20 protein-coding genes and 7 pseudogenes are annotated in these 19,716 nt (G+C 36.6%); 15 read left to right on the forward strand and 12 right to left on the reverse strand.

Translation table 11 applies throughout. The features are described from left to right. The first annotated feature begins 103 nt into the window (after positions 1 to 103). From arnB to ARSQ2_RS05500, 12 genes and pseudogenes are all read left to right on the forward strand, one after another. Entirely contained in the window at positions 104 to 1,249 is a 1,146-nt protein-coding gene (gene arnB, locus ARSQ2_RS05450) for a UDP-4-amino-4-deoxy-L-arabinose aminotransferase (protein WP_181994632.1), read from the forward strand. Beyond that, entirely contained in the window at positions 1,249 to 2,241 is a 993-nt protein-coding gene (arnC, locus tag ARSQ2_RS05455; RefSeq protein WP_181994633.1) for an undecaprenyl-phosphate 4-deoxy-4-formamido-L-arabinose transferase, read from the forward strand. The genes arnB and arnC overlap by 1 nt, the downstream gene beginning before the upstream one ends. Then, positions 2,241 to 4,265, forward strand: coding sequence for a bifunctional UDP-4-amino-4-deoxy-L-arabinose formyltransferase/UDP-glucuronic acid oxidase ArnA (arnA, locus tag ARSQ2_RS05460; RefSeq protein WP_181994634.1), 2,025 nt, complete (start codon positions 2,241 to 2,243; stop codon positions 4,263 to 4,265). The genes arnC and arnA overlap by 1 nt, the downstream gene beginning before the upstream one ends. Further along, entirely contained in the window at positions 4,240 to 5,133 is an 894-nt protein-coding gene (arnD, locus tag ARSQ2_RS05465) for a 4-deoxy-4-formamido-L-arabinose-phosphoundecaprenol deformylase (RefSeq protein ID WP_181994635.1), read from the forward strand. Before arnA ends, arnD begins: the two co-directional genes overlap by 26 nt. 6 nt (positions 5,134 to 5,139) lie before the next feature. Further along, positions 5,140 to 6,804: a lipid IV(A) 4-amino-4-deoxy-L-arabinosyltransferase gene (gene arnT, locus ARSQ2_RS05470; RefSeq protein WP_181994648.1), complete on the forward strand. Its 1,665-nt coding sequence runs from the start codon at positions 5,140 to 5,142 to the stop codon at positions 6,802 to 6,804. Next, on the forward strand, positions 6,801 to 7,139 hold the full coding sequence (gene arnE / locus ARSQ2_RS05475) for a 4-amino-4-deoxy-L-arabinose-phosphoundecaprenol flippase subunit ArnE (protein ID WP_181994636.1): 339 nt from the start codon (positions 6,801 to 6,803) through the stop codon (positions 7,137 to 7,139). The genes arnT and arnE overlap by 4 nt, the downstream gene beginning before the upstream one ends. Further along, the gene (gene arnF, locus ARSQ2_RS05480; protein WP_181994649.1) at positions 7,136 to 7,528 is read left to right on the forward strand and encodes a 4-amino-4-deoxy-L-arabinose-phosphoundecaprenol flippase subunit ArnF; all 393 of its coding nucleotides are present in this window, start codon (positions 7,136 to 7,138) and stop codon (positions 7,526 to 7,528) included. The genes arnE and arnF overlap by 4 nt, the downstream gene beginning before the upstream one ends. A gap of 141 nt (positions 7,529 to 7,669) precedes the next feature. Beyond that, positions 7,670 to 8,153, forward strand: a pseudogene (locus ARSQ2_RS05485) (C40 family peptidase). Between the two features lie 56 nt (positions 8,154 to 8,209). Then, a complete protein-coding gene (locus ARSQ2_RS12615; RefSeq protein ID WP_238334329.1) occupies positions 8,210 to 8,326 on the forward strand; it encodes an IS630 transposase-related protein in 117 nt (38 codons plus the stop codon). Positions 8,327 to 8,335: 9 nt separating this feature from the next. Next, positions 8,336 to 8,524, forward strand: a pseudogene (locus tag ARSQ2_RS13665) (IS630 transposase-related protein); the annotation flags it as partial. 74 nt (positions 8,525 to 8,598) lie between these two features. Continuing rightward, positions 8,599 to 8,907, forward strand: a complete 309-nt coding sequence (locus tag ARSQ2_RS12625; protein WP_238334331.1) for a transposase — start codon at positions 8,599 to 8,601, stop codon at positions 8,905 to 8,907. Positions 8,908 to 9,025: 118 nt separating this feature from the next. Next, a pseudogene (locus ARSQ2_RS05500) lies at positions 9,026 to 10,078 on the forward strand (lipoate--protein ligase). A 139-nt stretch (positions 10,079 to 10,217) separates the two neighbouring features. Here ARSQ2_RS05500 and ARSQ2_RS05505 read toward each other — a convergent pair. Both ARSQ2_RS05505 and ARSQ2_RS05510 read right to left on the reverse strand, forming a co-directional pair. Beyond that, complete coding sequence (locus tag ARSQ2_RS05505; RefSeq protein WP_181994639.1) at positions 10,218 to 10,574, reverse strand: helix-turn-helix domain-containing protein; 357 nt, start codon at positions 10,572 to 10,574, stop codon at positions 10,218 to 10,220. A 277-nt stretch (positions 10,575 to 10,851) separates the two neighbouring features. Beyond that, positions 10,852 to 11,091, reverse strand: a pseudogene (locus tag ARSQ2_RS05510) (manganese efflux pump); the annotation flags it as partial. A 107-nt stretch (positions 11,092 to 11,198) separates the two neighbouring features. On the opposite strand from ARSQ2_RS05510, the gene ARSQ2_RS05515 reads away from it, so the two are divergent. The 3 genes from ARSQ2_RS05515 to ARSQ2_RS05520 are packed head-to-tail and all read left to right on the forward strand — an operon-like array spanning position 11,199 to position 12,094. After that, positions 11,199 to 11,357, forward strand: coding sequence for an IS630 transposase-related protein (locus ARSQ2_RS05515; protein ID WP_181994641.1), 159 nt, complete (start codon positions 11,199 to 11,201; stop codon positions 11,355 to 11,357). Between the two features lie 47 nt (positions 11,358 to 11,404). After that, on the forward strand, positions 11,405 to 11,533 hold the full coding sequence (locus ARSQ2_RS13670; RefSeq protein WP_255487474.1) for a hypothetical protein: 129 nt from the start codon (positions 11,405 to 11,407) through the stop codon (positions 11,531 to 11,533). A gap of 57 nt (positions 11,534 to 11,590) precedes the next feature. Further along, on the forward strand, positions 11,591 to 12,094 hold the full coding sequence (locus tag ARSQ2_RS05520) for a transposase (RefSeq protein ID WP_181994650.1): 504 nt from the start codon (positions 11,591 to 11,593) through the stop codon (positions 12,092 to 12,094). Here the strand turns inward: ARSQ2_RS05520 and ARSQ2_RS05525 are convergent. The 10 genes and pseudogenes from ARSQ2_RS05525 to ARSQ2_RS05570 all read right to left on the reverse strand — a co-directional run. Continuing rightward, a pseudogene (locus ARSQ2_RS05525) lies at positions 12,046 to 12,304 on the reverse strand (manganese efflux pump); the annotation flags it as partial. The gene ARSQ2_RS05520 and the pseudogene ARSQ2_RS05525 sit on opposite strands and share 49 nt — an antisense overlap. A 373-nt stretch (positions 12,305 to 12,677) precedes the next feature. After that, positions 12,678 to 13,136, reverse strand: coding sequence for a DUF986 family protein (locus ARSQ2_RS05530; protein WP_181994642.1), 459 nt, complete (start codon positions 13,134 to 13,136; stop codon positions 12,678 to 12,680). Between the two features lie 98 nt (positions 13,137 to 13,234). Then, positions 13,235 to 14,092 (reverse strand): PTS mannose transporter subunit IID, encoded by an 858-nt coding sequence (locus ARSQ2_RS05535; RefSeq protein WP_181994643.1) that lies wholly within the window; start codon positions 14,090 to 14,092, stop codon positions 13,235 to 13,237. Positions 14,093 to 14,107: 15 nt separating this feature from the next. Next, a complete protein-coding gene (locus ARSQ2_RS05540; protein ID WP_181994644.1) occupies positions 14,108 to 14,908 on the reverse strand; it encodes a PTS mannose/fructose/sorbose transporter subunit IIC in 801 nt (266 codons plus the stop codon). 73 nt (positions 14,909 to 14,981) lie between these two features. Then, positions 14,982 to 15,950: a PTS mannose transporter subunit IIAB gene (manX, locus tag ARSQ2_RS05545; RefSeq protein ID WP_181994645.1), complete on the reverse strand. Its 969-nt coding sequence runs from the start codon at positions 15,948 to 15,950 to the stop codon at positions 14,982 to 14,984. Positions 15,951 to 16,397: 447 nt separating this feature from the next. Then, a pseudogene (locus ARSQ2_RS13675) lies at positions 16,398 to 17,697 on the reverse strand (L-serine ammonia-lyase). 499 nt (positions 17,698 to 18,196) lie between these two features. Beyond that, positions 18,197 to 18,508 carry an NUDIX domain-containing protein gene (locus ARSQ2_RS14210; protein WP_338078257.1) on the reverse strand — a complete coding sequence of 104 codons (312 nt, stop codon included), beginning with the start codon at positions 18,506 to 18,508 and terminating at the stop codon, positions 18,197 to 18,199. After that, positions 18,508 to 19,319, reverse strand: a pseudogene (gene pabB / locus ARSQ2_RS05560) (aminodeoxychorismate synthase component I); the annotation flags it as partial. The gene ARSQ2_RS14210 and the pseudogene pabB, both read right to left, overlap by 1 nt. Next, positions 19,253 to 19,402 carry a hypothetical protein gene (locus tag ARSQ2_RS05565; RefSeq protein WP_181994646.1) on the reverse strand — a complete coding sequence of 50 codons (150 nt, stop codon included), beginning with the start codon at positions 19,400 to 19,402 and terminating at the stop codon, positions 19,253 to 19,255. The gene ARSQ2_RS05565 and the pseudogene pabB, both read right to left, overlap by 67 nt. Before the next feature lie 11 nt (positions 19,403 to 19,413). After that, on the reverse strand, positions 19,414 to 19,716 hold a 303-nt coding region (locus tag ARSQ2_RS05570), incomplete at its 5' end, for a transposase (RefSeq protein WP_181994647.1).

The raw sequence follows: 19,716 nt of genomic DNA on the forward strand, positions 1-19,716 counted from the left end.
ATTGGAAAGTTATTGTCATGTTGATGTGTAGTTAAGCTATTTTATGATATTATATACAACTGACTCTAAAAAATATTAGATGAATTCCTAGTAGGTTAATCTCATGAATGATTTTCTTCCTTTTTCTCGACCAGCAATAGGTGAAGAAGAGATCCGGGCGGTAGAAAATGTATTACGTTCTGGTTGGATAACCACCGGGCCGCAAAATCATCAACTCGAAGAAGACTTTCGCCATAAATTTGGTTGTCGGCATGCAATTGCTTTTTGTTCTGCAACAGCAGGTATGCATATAACGCTTACGGCCTTAGGAATTGGTCCTGGAGATGAAGTTATTACCCCCTCATTAACATGGGTTTCAACCATTAATATGATCACCTTGTTAGGGGCACATTCAGTCATGATTGATGTAGATCGTGACACTTTAATGATTCAGCCTGATGTCGTTGAGAAGGCGATTACCCCTAAGACAAAAGCGATTATTCCGGTACATTACGCCGGGGCGCCATGCGATCTTGACGCGTTACGTGAGATTGCACAAAGAAACAATATCGCATTGATCGAGGATGCGGCTCATGCTGTAGGTACTCAGTATCAAAGTGAATGGATTGGTCAACAGGGCACCGCCATTTTTTCATTTCATGCGCTTAAAAATATCACTTGTGCCGAAGGCGGTTTAGTCGCTACCGATGATGATGCTTTGGCCACACGTCTGCGATGTTTAAAATTTCATGGTTTAGGTGTAGATGCCTTCGATCGACAAATACAAGGTCGTAAACCACAGGCTGAGGTTGTTGAACTTGGATTTAAATATAATCTCTCTGATATTCATGCGGCAATTGCTGTTGTTCAATTAACAAAGTTAACACAGATAAATAAACGTCGTGCAGAGCTTGTTGCTTATTATCGACAAGCGCTTGCCAATCTGCCATTAAAAATGTTGGATGTACCCGATTATCCCCATTTACATGCCAATCATCTGTTTATGGTTCGAGTCGATAAACCTGTCTGTGGTATTGACCGTGATAGTTTTATGGAACGCTTAAAAGACAAGAATATTGCTACTGGTCTACATTTCCGAGCGGCTCATACGCAAAAATATTATAGAGAACATTATCCATCGCTTTCTCTACCTAATTCTGAATGGAACTCGAAGACTTTATGTTCATTGCCACTATTCCCTAGCATGCGTGCTCAAGATGTTGATCGCGTTGTTGCTGCTATTAATGAAATTTTTTTGGAGCCGAGATAGTGTCTTTTCAAAATGATTTTGAAGAAATAAAAAAAGTTTCTATCGTTATCCCTATTTATAACGAAGAGCAAAGCTTACCCCAGTTATTGGAAAGAACATTGGCTGCTTGTCAGAGATTGAAACAGGTATATGAATTAATTTTAGTTGATGATGGTAGTGCTGATAATTCAGCTAGATTGCTGATGGATGCTGCTGAAAATCCGGAAAATCACGTTATCGCAGTGATTTTAAATCGTAACTATGGGCAACATTCTGCCATTATGGCTGGTTTTAAACAGGCAACCGGTGATCTTGTGATCACCTTGGATGCTGATTTACAAAACCCGCCTGAAGAAATTCCACATCTTGTACAGGTAGGGGAAGAAGGCTATGACGTAGTCGGGACCAGACGGATGAATCGGCAAGATTCTTGGTTTCGTAAAACAGCGTCAAAAATCATTAATGCCATGATCACCAAAGCAACTGGGCGCACCATGGGCGATTATGGCTGCATGTTGCGTGCTTATCGGCGTAATATTATTAATGCGATGCTACAGTGTCATGAACGCAGTACATTTATTCCCATTTTAGCAAATACGTTTGCTAAAAGAACGATCGAAATTGATGTTGCCCATGCAGAACGTGAGTTTGGTGATTCAAAATATAGTTTGATGAAGCTAGTAAATTTAATGTTTGATTTACTCACTTGTTTAACTACTACTCCATTACGTTTGTTGAGTGTAGTTGGTAGTTTTATTGCGGCAAGTGGATTTTTACTGGCGGTTCTGTTAATTATTTTGCGTCTTATTTTTGGTGCAATGTGGGCTGCAGAGGGTGTTTTTACGCTGTTTGCTATTCTATTCATATTTATTGGCGCGCAATTTATTGCCATGGGACTACTCGGTGAATATATTGGCAGAATGTACAATGATGTTCGTGCCCGACCCCGTTACTTTATTCAAAAGATAGTTGGTGTTCATCTAGATACTGACGAAAATCAGGAAAAAAAATAATGAAAGCTATTGTTTTTGCTTACCATGATATTGGTTGTGTGGGATTAAAGGCGCTACAGGAGGCGGGCTTTGAAATTCAGGCTGTTTTTACACATACAGATGATCCTAAAGAGAATCATTTCTTTTCCTCAGTTGCGCGCTTGGGAGCTGAGATGGGCTTATTTGTATTTGCGCCAGAAAATGTCAATCATTCACTTTTGATTGAGCGTATTGAGAAAATGCAACCGGATGTTATTTTCTCTTTTTACTATCGCCACATGCTTAGTCAAGAGTTATTGGCGTTAGCCCCTAAAGGTGCTTTTAACTTGCATGGTTCTTTATTGCCCAAATATCGTGGTCGTGTGCCGATCAATTGGGCTATTTTGCATGGTGAAACAGAAACGGGTGTCACATTACATAAGATGATAGCCAAGTCGGATGCGGGTGATATTGTTGGACAGAAAAAAATCTCTATTGATGCAACAGATACCGCATTAGTGTTACATGAGAAAATTCGTCACGCGGCTGAACAGCTTTTGGCTGATACATTACCATTAATTAAAATAGGTGATTATTTAGCAATACCCCAAGATGAAAGTAAGGCAACCTATTTTGGCCGTCGTAGCGCTCAAGATGGTTTAATTGATTGGTCTAAATCTGCTACCGAAGTGAATAACTTAGTACGAGCGGTAACCGAGCCATATCCAGGTGCATTTACTTATTTGGCTGATAGTAAAATGATTGTCTGGCGTGCCCGTGTGCTAGAAAAATCACACGATAAATTACCAGGTACAATCATTTCTACCGAACCATTGCAAATAGCTTGTGGCCAAGGTGTGCTTGAAATTCTGACCGGGCAGAGTGGAGCTGGATTATACGTTGAAGGATCGCGGTTAGCGGCTGAAATGGGAATCGTCAATGGCGTGCGAGTTGGTGCTAGACCGACGACCCAGGTAAAACGCCGTAAGCGTGTTTTGATCTTGGGTGTAAATGGTTTTATTGGTAATCACTTAACCGAACGTTTATTAGCAGATGGTCACTATGATATCTATGGTTTGGATATTAGTTCTTCTGCTGTTGCCCGTTTTATTAATGATCACCGTTTTGGTGATGATCAGCGTTTTCATTTTGTTGAAGGCGATATCAGTATTCATACTGAGTGGATTGAATATCATATTAAAAAATGTGACATCATTTTACCACTGGTTGCTATTGCAACACCGATTGAATATATTCGCAATCCATTAAAAGTTTTCGAGTTAGATTTTGAAGAAAATTTAAAGATAGTGCGTTATTGTGTAAAATATAATAAACGTATTATTTTCCCATCAACTTCTGAAGTTTACGGGATGTGTGATGATAAAGAATTTGATGAAGATACTTCCCGTTTAATTCTCGGACCAATTAACAAACAACGTTGGATTTATTCTGTTTCTAAACAGTTATTAGATCGCGTTATTTGGGCATATGGTGTTAAAGAAGGGTTGAAATTCACTCTATTTAGACCGTTTAATTGGATGGGCCCACGTCTCGACAGTTTACATTCTGCCCGTATTGGTAGTTCACGAGCGATTACCCAATTAATTTTAAATTTGGTCGAAGGTTCACCGATAAAATTAGTTGATGGCGGCGCTCAGAAGCGTTGTTTCACCGATATTAAAGATGCTATTGAAGCATTATTTCGTATTATTGAAAATAAGGATGAAAAATGCGATGGTCAAATTATTAATATTGGTAATCCGACCAATGAAGCAAGCATTGCTCAATTAGCTGATATGCTACTTGACAGTTTTAAAAGACATCCGTTACGTAAACACTTTCCTCCATTTGCTGGTCTTAAAAAGATTGAAAGTAGTAGTTATTATGGTAAAGGATATCAAGATGTTGAGCACCGTAGACCGAGTATTGAAAATGCGCGGCGCTTGCTGGATTGGGAGCCAACTGTTGATATGAAACAGACTATTGATGAAACTTTAGATTTCTTTTTGCAAGCTGCGACGGAAGAATTAGGTAAAAATAATGAAGAAAATTGGCTTAAGAATTGATGTGGATACCTATCAAGGTACCAAAGAAGGTGTCCCACAGTTACTTAAAGTGCTCGCTAAATATCAAATTCGAGCCAGTTTTTTTTTCAGTGTCGGTCCAGATAACATGGGGCGACATTTATGGCGCCTGTTTCGACCTAAATTTTTATGGAAAATGTTAAGATCGAATGCGACATCACTCTATGGTTGGGATATTTTATTAGCCGGTACAGCCTGGTCAGGCAAAAAAATAGCCGATGATCTAGGTTACTTAATGAAACAAACATTGGATGCAGGTCATGAAGTTGGGCTACATGCATGGGATCATCAAGGCTGGCAGGCTAATGTAGGTAAATGGCCAAGAACCAAATTAGTCGAACAAATTAAATTAGGCGTGGATGCGCTTAAAGCCGCAACGAGCGCTACCGTGAAATGTTCAGCTGTGGCTGGTTGGCGGGCCGATGAACGTGTATTAACGGCGAAAGAAAATTTTAAATTTGACTATAATAGTGATTGCCGTGGTACCCATCCTTTTCGTCCTATTCTAGCGGATGGTTCGATTGGTACTGTACAAATTCCAGTAACACTACCGACTTATGATGAAGTTGTTGGCACTTTGGTTAAAGATGAAAACTTTAATGATTTTATTATTAACGCGATGCAGGAAGATGCAGGAACGCCTGTTTATACTATTCATACTGAAGTAGAAGGTATGTCTAAATCGATGCAATTTAATAGCTTACTAGCGAGAATGATTGCAGAACAAATGATATTTTGTCCGTTGCGTGAATTAATACCTAATGATATTAATTCTTTACCACACGGAAAAATTATTGGTTCATCTTTTCGAAGTCGTGAGGGTTGGCTAGGGTGTCAACACGAGGTATAGCGCTTGATGTTAACTAAACAGTTACAAAAAACAGGTGCTTTTTTATTAGCACTTTTTTTTATTTTTACCTATTTAGTACCGTTAAATGGCCGACTGTTGTGGCAGCCAGATGAAACGCGTTACGCAGAAATTAGCCGAGAAATGTTGCAAAAAGGTGATTGGATTGTGCCTTACTTGCTTAATATTCGCTATTTTGAAAAGCCAGTGGCCGGATATTGGATAAATAATATCAGTCAAATGATATTTGGTGATACCAATTTTGCTGTTCGTTTTGGTGCTGTGTTTGCAACTATGATCAGCGCTGGCTTAATTTACTGGTCAGCGATGGTAATCTGGCGTAATCGAAATGTCGCGTTTGTTGCTACTTTGATGTATTTTTCGATGTTTTTGGTTTTTGCGGTTGGCACCTATAGCGTACTCGATCCGATGCTTACCATGTGGCTTACTGCTTGTATGCTATGTTGTTTTTGGTTATTAAAAGCATCAACGATTGTTGCAAAGTTACTTGCCTGGGCAGTTATGGGGCTGACCTGTGGTATGGCATTTATGACCAAGGGTTTTTTAGCCTTAGCTATCCCGGTTATTGTCATGATCCCAATTATGTTGTATCAAAAACGTTTTACTGAGATGCTCAAATTTGGTGGCATAGCCATCATCAGTGCGGCATTAATAAACCTTCCTTGGGCATTAGCTGTCAATCAATATGAACCGGATTATTGGCATTATTTTTTCTGGGTAGAACATATTCAGCGCTTCTCATCGGAGGATGCCCAACATAAAGCGCCTATTTGGTTTTATATTCCCATTATTTTACTTGGTGTAATACCTTGGTTAGGGCTTTTACCTGGTACATTATTAAAAAGTTGGCGGGAACGAAAAATCAAACCGGAGATGTTTTTTCTGCTTTGTTGGTTTATTGTCCCTTTTGTATTTTTTAGTATCGCTAAGGGTAAATTACTTACTTATATGTTGCCGGTGATGGCACCGCTTGCATTAATGATGGCAAAATATTCGGTTGATTGTGTTAAAAATCGCAATTTAACAACCATTAAATTTAACGGTTTTACCAATATCGCTTTTGCCATATTGGCAATTATTACTTTGATTATTATGGGGTTATTTGTTGAGCATCCTTTATATACCCCGTTGGAGTGCCCAAAACTGGCATTAGGTATAACGGTTTTTTGCATTTGGCTGATTATTGGCTATTTTAGTCTGATATCGAATGCCAGGTATTGGCTGTGGGGCGCGGCATGTTCTTTAGCTTTGAGCTTATCAATAAGCTATGCATTACCGCAAGATACTATTGATTCTAAGTTACCGCAGCAATTAATTCGGCAAAATATATCTTTGTTGGAAGAAAGTAAGTTTGTGCTAGCCGATAATGTTGGATTAGGCGCAGCTTTGGCATGGGAATTACATCAAGGTGATATTTATTTATATGAAAGATCAGGTGAATTAAGATACGGCTTAAATTATCCCGATAGCCAATTTCGCTTAATCAAACAAGGAAATTTTGCTAAATGGCTTAGCTTGTCTCGGAAAGAAGTACAAATTTCAGTGGTTCTTTTATTACGTAGAAATGAAAGGCTGCCTGATGATATTCCTAAGCCTGATCATCTAGTTCGCAATACAAGAATAGCAATAATGACCTATTATCAAAAACCATGACACATTTTTTCTTATTGATAATTGTTAGCCTGTTAACTTGCATTGGACAGGTTTGCCAAAAGCAAGCGGTGATATATTGGCAAAGTGGTTTGCCGGCAAAAAATAGTTTAGCCATTAAATGGCTGGTAATAGCGATTATTTTGCTTGCGTTAGGCATGCTATTTTGGCTTAAATTACTACAAATTTTACCGCTTAGTATTGCTTATCCTATGTTAAGTATTAACTTTGTTATCGTTACACTGATTGAACAATTTATTTATGAAGAGAAGATCAGTATCAAACATTGGATCGGCGTATTTATTATCATGTTGGGTATAGTTTTATTAAATATATGAAAGGCGACTTTTGGGGTATCGGTAGTGTAATATTGATCACTTTAGCTCAGCTTTGTTTAAAAGCTGGAGTAACTATATTAGCTGAGTTTAAATTAACTCATCAGTGTATGGATGTTAATTGGTTACTTGAAAATCTCCCGGCGTTTGGGTTGATTTTTATCGGTTTAATTGGCTATGTGCTTTCGATGGTTTGCTGGCTATTTGCCTTGAAATTTTTAGCATTAAGTAAAGCTTATCCACTGATTAGTTTAAGCTATGTACTAGTTTATTTATTCGCAGTTACTTTGCCTTGGTTTAATGAATCGGCGACATTGATTAAATTTTTCGGTGTAGTATTTATTTTGCTTGGTATTTGGATTATTTCTCGGCCTGAAGTAACGCGAAAATAAAGCTAAAAAACTCAGCAGAATACTTATTTTTATAGCCAGTGTATTGCTTAAAAATAGCGATTACCGATTAATAAAAACTTTTTTTTATTAAACACTGATTAAAGTCTATTTAATTATCCTATTAAGCGATAAAGGTGCTTTATGCTAATAAAAATTAAACACCTTCTTTTTTATTTTACCTTACTTTAATTGGCTGTTCTTCTTCAGTAAACAGAACAGCTCCGCCGTTAAAAAGCCAACTTTCTGATCCTATTATGACCATCACTCAACTTAAAGAACAACTATCACAATGGTATGGTACGCCATATCGTTATGGTGGTTTAGCATGAAGTGGAGTTGATTGTTCAAGCTTTGTTTATCGAACTTTTAGTGATCGTTTTGCCATTCAATTACCGCGCACTACAATAGCTAAAACCACTTATGGCACCCGTATTAATATTAACGATCTTATGCCGGGCGATTTGGTTTTTTTTAAAACCGGTTCAGGTGAAAATGGTCTACATGTTGGTATTTATGATACGGATAATACTTTTATTCATGCCTCAACTAGCAAAGGTGTTATTCGCTCTTCGTTAAACAATATATACACTGGCGCAAGGTTTTCTGGCAGGCACGCCGTATTTAAGTGTCATTTTTAGTTATAATATAGCTCAGCGACTTAATTTTGATTACATTATTTATATGAGCTATTCAATTGATTTTAGACGTAAAGTGATATTTACGATGGAAGAAGAAGGGTTGAGTATCCGAGAAACAGCGAAGCAATTTCGGATTGGCTCTGCATCTGTATCGCGTTGAATTAATCAAATAGAGTCAAAAGCATCGACTACGCGTCAGCGAAAAATCGATAAATTCGAGTTGATAAAAGATGTTGAACAATATCCAGATGCTTACCAAAAAGAGCGTGCAGAGCGTTTTGGCGTTTGTCAGAAGGCCATTTGGCAAGCTCTTAAAAAAATGGGATTGACCTATAAAAAAACTTTACGTCATCCAAAAGCCGACGAAAACACTCGACAAACGTTTCAACAAAAAAACAACAGTATGAAAAAGAAGGCAAGCATATTGTTTTTATTGATGAAAGTGGTTTTTCACACGATACCCCGCGGACTCACGGCTATTCCCCGAAAGGTCAACGATGTGTTGGTCTCAAGAACTGTGGAGCTAAAGGAAGAAAAAATGTTATCGCCGCTTTATTGGGCACAACGCTGTTTGCTATCGGATTATTTGATATCAATATTAACAGCGATGTTTTCTATGCATGGGTCACCCAAGTCCTTATCCTAGTACTTCCTAAAAACAGTGTAATCATGATGGATAATGCAACTTTTCACAAGAAACAGAGTATTCAACAAGTCATCATCGATGCGGGGCAAATATAGCTAAGCGTCTTATTTTTGATTACAAAAATATATGTTTTTTCCAATATAAATTGACTGATATAGAGTAATTACTTGTAATCATTTTAAAGTCGCCTAGCTATAGGCTGGTAAAATTCTTATGGCTTCAATACGTCTTCTTATTTCTGAATCATTTGATCGCTGGTTTAATTTAGCTGTTGAAGAGGCTATTTTTCGCAAAATGTCAGTCAAGCAGCGGATTATGTTTCTTTGGCGCAATAATAATACTGTTGTTATTGGTTGGGCACAAAATCCATGGAAAGAGTGTAATACACGTAAAATGGCCCAAGATGGAGTCAAATTAGCTTGTCGCCGCAGTAGTGGTGGTGCGCGGTGTTTCATGATTTGGGAAACACCTCTTTTACCTTTATGGCGTTACCTTTATGGCGGGTAAACTAGCCTAGCCTAGCCTAGGCTATCATAAAACTTATTTCGACACAAATTATTATTGCAGAACTAGCTGAGGTTTGGATAAAGGCTCAAGTTTCAGGTCGAAATGATCTAGTTGTCCATTATTCCGCCCATGGTGAGCGTAAAATTTCCGGATCAGCTTATTTTGAAACACACGATCGCGGTTTTCATCATAGCACTTTACTTATTAATACCGATTTAAACCGTTTAGCCAGTTATTTAAATCTGGATCCGAAGAAATTAATTAGTAAAGGCATTACCTGCGTACATTCTAGAGTAATGAATTTAGCTGAAATTGATGTTCTGATTAGTCATCAGGCAATTTGTAACGCCTTAGCAAACAATTTTTTTTAACTATTATGATGAGGTAGTGAAGGCAGAAATAATTTCACCAACTAATTTGCCTGATTTACCCGGTTTTCTTGACATTTATGCTGAACAATCTAGCTGGGAGTGGAATTTTGGTCACGCGCCAGCTTTTAGTCATATACTTGAAACCTGATTTGTCTGGGGTGGAGTTGAACTTCATTTTGATATTGATAAAGGAAAAATTTCAACTAGCAAAATTTATACGGATAGTTTAAATCCATCGCCATTAGAGCGTTTTAGTCAAAAGTTGATTGGCAAAAAATACTAAGCAGCGACAATTAAGCAATTAATTGCTGAGATCCAGTTTCAATATCCAAATTTTCATCAGCAGGTTATACAATTAGAAAATTGGTTAGTCAATGAAATAGCATGAATCAAATTAATGATTCTTAATTATTAGCATTTATTGCTGGAAAGAGATATATTCAAGCATAATTTTATGGCAAGCAGCGGTAAAGCCAGCATTTAGACTGGCATATAATAACTAAAGTCTAAAAATTAATAATTCTAGATTAGTCCATAAATTGATTAAAGTCGGGTAACTGCCCATTTTGGCGAAATTTAGCCGGTGTAGTATTAAAATGTTTTTTAAAAATGCGGGTAAAAGTTGCTTGCGAACTAAAACCGTATTGTAGGGCTATATCTAGAATAGAAAATTTATTTTCTCGTAATAACCTGGCTGCTTCGAGTAATCGACGTTTACGAACATATTCACCTAAAGTGCAACCTTTTAATTGTTTAAAGATCCTTTGTAAATGCCATTTAGAATAACCACTTTTATTAGCAATGGTATCAATCTTAATGCCTTCATTTCGTTGTAATTGGCTTTCTAGCCAATCAACAATATCATTGATTACATTTTCCGACATGTTCACCTTCCACAATCAGTGGGTAAATAGCCTAACTGTAAAGAATTATTGATTTATTTATAAGTTCTATTTTATGATTTTTGATATTTATAGATAGGCAAAAAATGCCATTTGTAATTAATGAAAATTATTATTATCAGTCTATAATATATTCTATTTTAAAATAATGTAATTAATCAATCAATCAATCAATCAATTATTGTTTAGTGTCTTTTTGCTATCATTTTTAACCTAAAAAAGTATTAAAAACATACGTGTGTATTACTTATTTAATAAATTAAATATTTTGATAAACGATACTAAATCCGATAATTATTAGTGTAATACCGCCAATCATTTCTGCTTTTTTTCCTAATAATGGACAAATATAACGACCTAATAATATTCCAAGTGTTGCCATAATCATGGTCATTAGTCCGATTGCCATTGCTGTATGGATGATATTAATTTGCAAAAAGGCCAGACTCACACCAATAGCCATTGCATCCAGACTGGTTGCTAAGGCAGTAAGTAATAAGGTTAAAAGAATTGTGACAGTGAATAGGTTGAGATTTGCTATTGTTTTTTGCATGATGGTAACTTTGACATATAGCTAAGCGACTTAATTTTGATGACATTATTTATATGAGCTATTCAATTAATTTTAGACGTAAAGTGATATGTACGATGGAAGAAGAAGGGTTGAGTATCCGAGAAACAGTGAAGCAATTTCGGATTGGCTCTGCATCTTTATCGCGTTGGATTAATCAAATAGAGCCAAAAGCATCGACTACGCGTCAGTGAAAAATCGATAAATCCGAGTTGATAAAAGATGTTGAACAATATCCCAGATGCTTACCAAAAAAGAGCGTGCAGAGCGTTTTAGCGTTTGTCAGAAGGCCATTTGTAAAGCTCTTAAAAAAATGGGATTGACCTATAAAAAAACTCTACGTCATCCGAAAGCCGACGAAAACACTTGATAAACGTTTCAACAAAAAAAACAACAGTATGAAAAAGAAGGCAAGCATATTGTTTTTATTGATGAAAGTGGTTTTTCACACGATACCCCGCGGACTCACGGCTATTCCCCGAAAGGTCAACGGTGTGTTGGTCTCAAGAACTGGGGAGCTAAAGGAAGAAAAAATGTTATCGGCGCTTTATTGGGCACAACGCTGTTTGCTACCGGATTATTTGATATCAATATTAACAGCGATGTTTTCTATGCATCGGTCACCCAAGTCCTTATCCTAGTACTTCCTAAAAACAGTGTAATCATGATGGATAATGCAACTTTTCACAAGAAACAGACTATTCAACAAGTCATCATCGATGCGGGGCATATGGGCGAATATTTGCCTACCTATTCGCCAGATCTTAATCCAATTGAACATAAATGGGCACAAGCTAAATGCAAAAAAAAGAGCGCTCGGATGCGACACAGATATTTTGTTCGCACTCAATATCGTGTAATCAAAATTAAGTCGCTTAGCTATATCATTTGGCTACCCAACATGAATAATAGACTAAACGCTATCCAATGATTCCACTTAATAATATACTGTGGCTGGCCAATAGTACCAAACTCCAGCCAATGATGGGAGTGATGGCCTCTCAATAATACCAAAAATAAAACCAGTTCTTATTGCTTCACGTAAAGAGGGATTAAACAAGCTAGCACCTTTGCAAACAGATGCAGCAAAAGCATCCATCGATAATGCAAGAGATAAAGCTAGGGTTGCGTATAAGTTCATTATACTGTCTCAGTTGGAAAGTTATCCATACACATATTTTTACTTCCAACCTAGAGTAAAAATATGTCTATGGTCTCGCCAACCTTATCAGGTATTTATGCCAAGTTATGGATCATAACGAGTATGCTGACATGAAATTTCTAAATTAATCGCTAATAGACAATTTTATTTAGAACAGGCTATTCCCCAATGACTTATCACAAAAGGTATCATAAAAATAATAAAAGGCAATTATTTAAGTTTTTATTAATTTATAAAATTAATATCATTTAATTTTTAATAAAAATAATAATTCTAGTTGATTAAATATATAAAAGTAATTAAAAATATTATTTATTTATTTATTTATTTATTTATTTGTTTATTTATTTATTTATTTATTATTAATCATAAAATTGTAGATTTCATCTAAATCATCAAATTGTTTAACAGCAATATAAATTTTTCTTTTTTCTAAACCGACTATTAATATTCCATTTTTCGATAAATTAATTGTTTTAATATTTTCGTACAATATATAGACATTATTGTAGTAAAAAACTTTATCTTTAAAATAAAGCTTAGGATAACGAATGAATGTTAAGTAAACAGCAATAATAATGCTAATCATTAATAAATAGTTTGTTATCTGACTACCATGTTGAATAATATTATGATAAATAACAATCGCGATCAGTATAATAAAAATAACGGCATCGATTCTATTTTTACGATTTAACTTTATTTTTAATTTTGTTTTTCCATTTAATAAGTTAACAATCAATTCTTCATAGATAGCATAAGTTAGCATTAGTAGGATCAAGAAAGTCAATACAATATTATTCATATGCATAAGCAAAGACTCCAATCGATTATTAATCTGCTGTATAGATAAAATTAAAAACGGGAGGTTGCAAACTCCCGCAATAGAAAATTAAGAAATTGAGTCTGTTAGCCTAAAAATCCAGCCCAATAGCCAACAATACCTAGAATAAAGAAACCAATGATAATCCATAGTGGATTAACCTTGCATCTCAATAACCACATACAACCAAAGGTTAGTAATAATGGCACTAAACCCGGCATTAATTGATTAAGGATAGTTTGTACGGTGGTAATTGTTACCTCACCAGTATTGGGATTTTTTATTTCTGATACAACTAAAGGGATATTAACATTAGTCCACTTATTGACTAATGCACCCATGACAAATAGCCCTAGGATAGAAGCACCTTCGATCATTTTTTGTAAAAACCCACCCCCCATGTCATGAACAATATCAAGCCCTTTTTTATAGCCATAGGTAACACTGTAATAACGGGTTAATAAGCGAACTAAATTAAACAAAATAAAAAATAGTAGCGGTCCTAGTAGACTACCTGACATTGCTATTCCAGCGCCTAGAGCCGCAAATACTGGACGTACTGTGCCCCAAAAAATAGGGTCACCAACGCCCGCTAGAGGGCCCATTAAACCTACTTTGATACCATTAATTGCACCATCATCGATATCCGCGCCATTAGCTCTTTGCTCTTCCATCGCTATGGTGACACCTAAAACAAGCGCTGCTACATAAGGATGAGTATTAAAAAACTCAAGATGGCGTTTAATGGCTTGTTTACGTTCTTCACTGTTTTCAGGGTATAAACGGCGGATCACTGGGATCATTGAAAAACAAAAGCCCAGGGCTTGCATCCGTTCAAAGTTCCACGATCCCTGAAAAAGATTGGAACGTAAAAAAACTCCACGAATATCACCAGCAGTAAGCTTTTTTAGATTTTTTTGGTTTACTGAAGTTGTATCTGCCATTATTACATTCCTTAATTAATCTAATTCATTATCTAAATCACTATTGCCGTTATTTTGCGAAGCAGCAATTTTTGATTGGTTGTATTTTGGACTGAGTTGAATATAGAGAATAGCCATCACAACACCAATCACGCCTAGTGCAACTAGGTTGAAATTGGTAAATGCAGCAGTTACAAAGCCCAAGTAGAAGAATGGCATTAGATAACCTGCACGCATCATATTGATTACCATAGCGTAACCGACAACAACGATCATACCGCCAGCAATATTCAACCCTTTAGTGACAACCTCAGGAATTGAATCCAGTAGGTGTTGGACTTCTGAAGTACCTACAGAAATAGCAACAATTAAAGAAGGAATAGCAATACGCATAGCCTGTAATAACAGAGCTAAGATATGAATTATGGTTAATGCACGTAAATTACCAGATAATGCAGCGCGATCAGATGCGTGTTGGAATGCAACAGTAATTGTCCGAACAATAACGGTCAATACTTGTCCTGCGGCAGCTAAAGGAATTGCTAGTGCAATACCGGTACCAATATCCTGCCCGCCGGCAATAACCAGAATGGTAGAAATAATTGAGGCTAGGGCGGCATCAGGAGCCATAGCCGCACCTATATTCATCCATCCGAGCGCGATCATTTCCAGCGTGCCGCCGATAATTATCCCTGTTTTTAGATCACCAAGTACGAGACCAATTAGTGTACAAGTAATTAAAGGACGATGAAATTGGAATTCATCTAGCACAGAACCCATACCTGCAATACAGGCAACAAGGAAAACGAGTATGATTTGAACAACGGTAAGCTCCATTGTTTATCTCCTGTAACCAACAACGTTGGTGAATCTATTTTTAAGTCGTGAATGGATAACCAAAAAAGGAAACTCAGTTTTTTGCTTTTTTGATGAGAGCTAACATATCCAGTTTGTTGTCACTAGAAACTTTACGCGCTTCAAGTTCAATGCCTCGTTTCGATAATTGATTGAAAGCATCAATATCCTCATTATCGATCGAGATTGCATTGTTAACCTGTGTTTTACTTTCACGGTATGCCATGCCACCAATATTAACAGATTTTATTTCGACACCACCGTCCACAAGGCGTAAAACGTCTGTTGGATTCGTAAATAACAGCATAACGCGTTCACCGGCATACTTAGGATTATTGTAGACACGAATACATTTTTCTACGTCGACCACATGCGCAGTGACACCCGGTGGCGCAACTTGTTTTAATAAGGTGGAACGAACATGATCTTTAGCAACTTCATTACTGACTACAATAATACGTTTAACTTTTGTCTCTTTGGTCCAGCGAGTAGCCACTTGACCATGAATTAAACGATCATCAATTCGTGCAAGGGCAATAAACATATGGCCTTGCGTAGCTGAATTGGTTACCTTTGGAGAGGGAGTTGGCGTCGGTGAATTTTGCGGTTTATTGCTAGTCTGCTGATTGTTGAGCGCTTTAATTTCGCTGCGACCGGTTTCAATAGCAGTGTTGACTAATTGACTAAAAGTAGGATCATCATCACGGGATAGTAGTGTAGCAACTAACATGGGGACGTTAACTCCGGTAACTATATCATATTTTTCTTTATCTTTACTTTCAATAATTCGACTAGCGGCGTTAAATGGACTGCCTCCCCACATATCTACTAAAAATAACACACCTTGAGAAACATCGAGCTCATTAAGCTTTTGATTATATTTTTCAATTAATGTATCAGCGTTTTCACCTGGAACAAAATCGATATAAGCGATATTTTGTTGTTCGCCAATCAACATTTCAGCGGTCATGAGCAACTGTTTTGCAGCAACACCATGAGTGCTAATTATAATAGCTACACTCACTACTTTTCCCCTTAAGAAGTAGGTTAAATAATAAAAATGATTATTATAGTGTACTCTCCGTTGACGGATGAATACAATCAAATAATCACTAATATGAATAGTTTTTCATGTTATAAAGTATTAACCATTATTGAAACTAATTAATTAGTTTATAGATTATCATTTAAATATAAGAAAAAATATGCCGCCGATCAGAAAATTTAAAATACATATAAATATATTTAGAGAAAGATAACTTTTATCAAGCAAGTTGATTTTGTTATAGTTGTTATTATCTTGTATGAAATAATAATAGAATTTAATTTTTAATTCTATAGATATAAACTGTACTTTAATACAAGTAAGATTTTTAACTAATTGCCTATAAAAATGTGTAATAAATAAAAATAACCATTTTATAGAAAGGGTTATAAACGATAAGGAATATATTTTAAGATGCGTGATAAATTAATCACACTGAACTTTAATAGCTAAACCTCCGCGAGAAGTTTCACGGTATTTAGCATTCACATTTTTACCTGTTTCATACATGGTCTCGATAACTTTATCTAAAGAAATTCGGGGTTCACTTGTTCTACGTAATGCCATTCTTGCCGCATTAATAGCTTTTACTGACGCAATCGCGTTACGTTCAATGTAAGGGACTTAAACTTTTCCTGCAACTGGCTCACAGGTAAGACCTAAATTATGCTCCATACCAATTTCAGCGGCAATACAGACTTGTTCAGGATTGCCCCCCAGCAATTTCCGTTAATCCAGCAGCGGCCATTGAACAGGCAACACCGACTTCACCTTGGCAGCCGACTTCAGCACCTGATATAGAGGCATTCATTGTGTAAAGAATACCAATTGCCCCTGAAGCTAAAAAGTAACGATTATAAAGAGCCGGTATAATAGGTTCTATACAATGATCATAGTAAGCTAACACAGCAGGAACGATGCCGCAGGCACCATTAGTGGGTGCTGTTACCACACGACCACCGGGGGCATTTTCTTCGTTAACCGCTAATGCAAACATATTGATCAGATCAACGACATCCATTGGGTCATTGGATATTTTTGGGGAAGCGGTCAGCATGTGATGTAGTGCCGGCCCGCGTCGGGGGACGCGAAGCGGGCCGGGTAAAATACCTTCAGTATTAAACCCTCTATCGATACAAGCCTCCATGATATGCCAAATATTAGCAAAATAGTGGTCAATTTCTTCTTTCGTATGCAGCGCTAATTCGTTTTCCATCATAAGACTAAAAACAGATAAACCGGTTTTCTTACAATGAAGTAACAGTTCAGCTGCTGAGTTATAAGGCATAGGGTACTTTTTTATTAGTAGATATTTGTTGGCCAAAATGTTCTTCATCAACAATGAAGCCGCCACTTATCGAGTAATATGTTTTACTGAATATTTGCTTATCATTATTGAAAGCGGTAATGGTCATACCATTTTCATGTAATGGTAAATTATTATAATGAAAATTTATCCCGCCTTGGCGTGGAAAATCAACATAATGGCTTGTATTTGCGAAAGATAAACGTTCAGTTTGCTCAACATTGGCAATAAAATCTGCAATTGATTCAATATCAACGCTTGCTGGCAAATTACCCGCTAAACCCATAATAATAGCAATATTAGTATGATGTCTCTTTCCGGTTAATGAAAGTGAAACATAAATATCAACAGCGATACGAGTGACGGAGGAAAGTAGATTTTTTCTACCAATTGATCGACAAATTCTTTACCCGCTTTCATTGGAGCAACGGTATGAGAACTGGATGGGCCAATACCTACTTTAAACATATCGAAAACACTGATCACTAAGAACCCCCTGGAAAAATAAAAACGATAAAGTAATCACTTAAGACTAAATGTTATGGTTGTAGTATTACCGTGTTATAATGGATTGCCAGTTTATCGTTTTTTTGAAATTTACTAGTAGCAGTGAATAAAATGTAAAATAAAAAGATTTTTTATTTTTTTGCCTATTTTAAACAAGTTGTAAGGCCAATTTATTGAGAATTGTTGCAGTTAATCCCCAAATTAGATATTGATTGTACCGATAAAAGAATAGACGCTTTTTATGACCTGCATTATTGATCATAATGGAATGATGATGAGTTAAGGTGAGGGCGTGTTTCAGTGGGACTTCAAAAATAGGGGCTACTTCCGCTGGATTTTTGTAATAACAAACCTTTGTTGATAGTAATCCAACAATAGGCGTCACTAAATAGCCACTATGGCTTTTTATTGGCTACATTTTTCCAAGGATCTGCACCTGATTTGGCAAAATATTAATTTCTTCATAAGATTCACGTAAGGCCGTTTCAATTAAATTATGATCATCGGGTTCGCGAGCGCCACCAGGCAAAGAAATCTGACTAGCATGAAGACGCAAGTTATCAGTTCTTTTGGTAAATAGCAGAGTGGGTTCAGATTTGCAAATAATGGGTAATGGTACAGCGGCACTTTTTTTTGCGCTATCGGTATTAACAGGTTGAGCTGTACTAGTGGCGATAGGTAATATTAATTGAAATCGGTTAATAAAATTATCTAACATATTCATTAACATTGATTATCTTTTAATACGAGTAATATTCTACTCAGTTTATCAAAAGTCTCTTGATACTCTTTTTCGGCGGTACTATCTGCCACAATTCGACCGCCTGCCCAACAATAAAGGTTTTGATTTTCAGTTAATAAGGTACGTATGCTGATGTTTGTATCCATCGTACCGCAGAAACTGATATAACTAATTGCCCCGCAGTAAGTATGGCGACGATGAGGTTCAAATTCATCAATAATTTCCATTGAACGTATTTTCGGCGCGCCGGTAATTGAGCCGCCTGGAAAGCAGGCTTTTAATAGATTAGTGGGATGATAGCTAGAAGGCAATTGTGCAACAATAGTGCTAAATAAATGATGAATAGCCGGAAAAGATTCAACCATAAAAAGTTCTGGTACACTGAGTGTTCCTGGTATTGCAACTTCACCAATATCATTACGCAATAAATCAACTATCATTACGTTTTCAGTGCGATCTTTGGTTGATAATTGTAAACGTTTTATCTGTTTTTGATCTTTTTGGGCATCAGTCAGCCTAGGCAATGTGCCTTTGATTGGACGGGTTTGAATTGAATTGTCATTCAGCCAAAGAAAACGTTCAGGTGATACACTGAGCACGCAATGTTGTTCTAAACGAATGCACGCAATGTTGTTCTAAAAGCAGAGAAGGGTGCCTGATTATTTTGATTAAGTTTAAGAAACGCTTCCCATTCATTACCCTGATATTTGGCTTTAAAACGTTGCGCTAAATTAATTTGGTAACAATCACCATCGCGCAAATATTGATGAATTTGGCTAATTTTATGGTGATATAGCTAAGTGACTTAGTTTTGATTACACCATATTGAGTGCGAACAAAATATCTGTGTCGCATCCGAGCGCTCTTTTTTTGCATTTAGCTTGTGCTTATTTATGTTCAATTGGATGAAGATCTGGCGAATAGGTAGGCAAAGATTCCACCATATGCCCCGCATCGATGATGACTTGTTGAATACTCTGTTTCTTGTGAAAAGTTGCATTATCCATCATGATTACACTGTTTTTAGGAAGTATTGGGATAAGGACTTGGGTGACCCATGCACAAAAAACATCGCTGTTAATATTGATATCAAATAATCCGACAGTAAACAGCGTTGTGCCCAATAAAGCGCCGATAACATTTGTTCTTCCTTTAGCTCCACAGTTCTTGAGACCAACACACCGTTGACC

The organism is Arsenophonus endosymbiont of Bemisia tabaci Q2 (assembly GCF_902713415.1).
Lineage (GTDB): Bacteria > Pseudomonadota > Gammaproteobacteria > Enterobacterales > Enterobacteriaceae > Arsenophonus.